Source organism: Sphingomonas sp. 66-10 (assembly GCF_001897045.1).
GTDB lineage: Bacteria > Pseudomonadota > Alphaproteobacteria > Sphingomonadales > Sphingomonadaceae > Sphingomonas > Sphingomonas lycopersici.
The window spans coordinates 147,541-149,713 of record NZ_MKRR01000094.1; the positions used below are offsets into that span (position 1 = coordinate 147,541).

2 protein-coding genes (1 of these 2 cut by a window edge) are annotated in these 2,173 nt (G+C 68.6%); both read left to right on the forward strand.

Annotated elements, in window-relative coordinates; genetic code table 11:
• Nucleotides 1-1,263: amidohydrolase family protein (locus tag BGN95_RS08100; RefSeq protein WP_286772283.1), on the forward strand; the 1,263-nt coding region annotated here is incomplete at its 5' end.
• On the forward strand, nt 1,260-2,173 hold the 5' portion of the coding sequence (locus BGN95_RS08105; RefSeq protein ID WP_286772284.1) for an N-acetyltransferase DgcN family protein. The gene runs 37 nt beyond the window's last position; 914 of the gene's 951 nt are visible here — the first part of the coding sequence; it begins with the start codon at nt 1,260-1,262; its stop codon lies off the right edge, out of view. The genes BGN95_RS08100 and BGN95_RS08105, both read left to right, overlap by 4 nt.

Below are 2,173 nucleotides of genomic sequence, written 5' to 3' on the forward strand. Positions count from 1 at the left end.
GTCGCCGCGCCGGGGTTCATCGATCTCCACTCGCACGCCGGCAATTTCGAGACCGCGCGCTATCAGGCAAAGGACGGGGTCACGACGCGACTGGAGCTGGAACTCGGCACCTATCCGGTCGATCGCTGGTACGCTGCGCGGCAGGGACAGGCGCTGATCAATTACGGCACCAGCGTCGGGCATACCGCGATCCGCTATTTCCTCCAGAAAGGCGGGGGCGCGGCGGGGCTTGCCGCGCTCAAGGACCCGGACGCGATGTTCAGCGCGCCGGAAATCTCGCAGACGATTCCCGATGCGGCTTATGCGCGGCTGACGCCTCTGCTCGAAGAAGGCTTGCGGCAGGGCGCGATCGGGGTCGGCAGCGGGACGCAATATTCGCCCGGGATCACGCGGCGCGAGATGCTCGACGTCACCCGCGTCGCGGGCAAGGCGCATAGCTGCGTCTTCACCCACATCCGCTACGGCAGCCTCGTCGAGCCGGGGAGCACGCTGGAGGCGGTGCAGGAGAATATCGCCAATGCGGCGATCACCGGCGCCTGCGTCCATATCGTTCACATCAACAGCATGGCGATGTCCGACGCGCCGCTGATGGTGCGGCTGATGCATGATGCGCGGTCGCACGGCGTCGACGTCTCGACCGAAACCTATCCGTGGGACGGCTCGGTCGATGTGATCCGCAGCGTGATCTTCGATCCCGGCTGGGAGAAGCGCTGGGGGGTGAAGGTCGGCGACCTGCAATCGCGCGTCACGGGCAAAAGGCTGACCCAGGCGGAATTCGACGCGCTGCGCAGCGGCACCGGCGACGACGGCGTGATCATGCACATGAACAGCGAGGCGACGATCGAGGCCTTGCTCAAGGACCCGCTGGTGCTGGTGGCGAGCGACGGCGGCAATATCGACGGACCGAACGGCCACCCGCGCTCCGCCGGCACCTTCGCGCGGGTGCTCGGCCATTATGTCCGCGAGGCCAAGACGCTCTCGTTGAGCGACGCGATCCGCAAGATGGCGCTGATGCCGGCCGAGCGGTTGCAATCCTTCGTCCCCGCGATGCGGCGCAAGGGGCGGTTGCAGGCCGGCGCGGACGCCGATGTCGTGCTGTTCGACCCGCACACCGTCGGCGCGCGCGCGGTCTATGGCGATGCCGCGCAATATTCGGAAGGATTTCAGTACGTAATGGTCAACGGCATATTGGTGGTCGATCGCGGCGAACTGGTGCCCGATGTGCGGCCCGGCCGCCCGGTCTATTCGGGGATGCGCCGATGACCCCGCTCGATCTGCCGCGGCCGTACCTCCTGTTCCTGGGCGACGCCGACGACACGACCTTCCTGAAGACCGGGCTCGGGCTGCGCGACTGGGCGCCGGGGCAATGCGTCGCCGAATATAAATGCCCCGGCGCGGGCGCGACGCTGGGGCTGCCGGCGATGACGCCGCGCGAGGCGCATGCCGCCGGCGCGCGCGCGATGCTGCTGTCGGCGGCGTCGATCGGCGGGGCGATCCCGGCAAGCTGGACCGCGTGTCTGATCGAGGCGCTCGAGGCGGGGCTCGATATCGTCAGCGGGGCGCATCACCGGCTCGCCAACAATCCGCAGGTCAAGGCGCGCGCCGAAGCACTCGGCCGGCAATTGATCGACGTTCGCACGCCCCCCGCCGACCTGCCGGTCGCGACCGGGCGCAAACGCAGCGGCAAACGCCTGCTGACCGTCGGCACCGATTGCGCGCTCGGCAAGAAATACACCGCACTGGCGCTCGCCGATGCGTTCCGCGCGCGTGGGCTCGCCGCCGATTTCCGCGCCACCGGGCAGACCGGGATCATGATCGCGGGCGCGGGCATCCCGATCGATTCGGTGATCGCCGATTTCGTCGCGGGCGCGGCGGAACTGCTCAGCCCCGATGCCGCGCCCGATCATTGGGACGTGATCGAGGGCCAGGGATCGATCTTCCACCCTTCCTATGCCGGCGTCTCGCTCGGGCTGCTCCACGGATCGCAGCCCGACGTCATCGTGCTGTGCCACGCTTATGGCCGCAGGCGGATCGTCGGGCTGCCCGATTACCCGCTGCCCGCAATCGGCGAGGCGGTGGACCTCACGCTCCGGCTCGCACGGCTCACCAATCCGGATGTGCGCTGCGGCGGGGTATCGCTCAACACCGCCGGGCTTTCTGCCGAGGCAGCGGC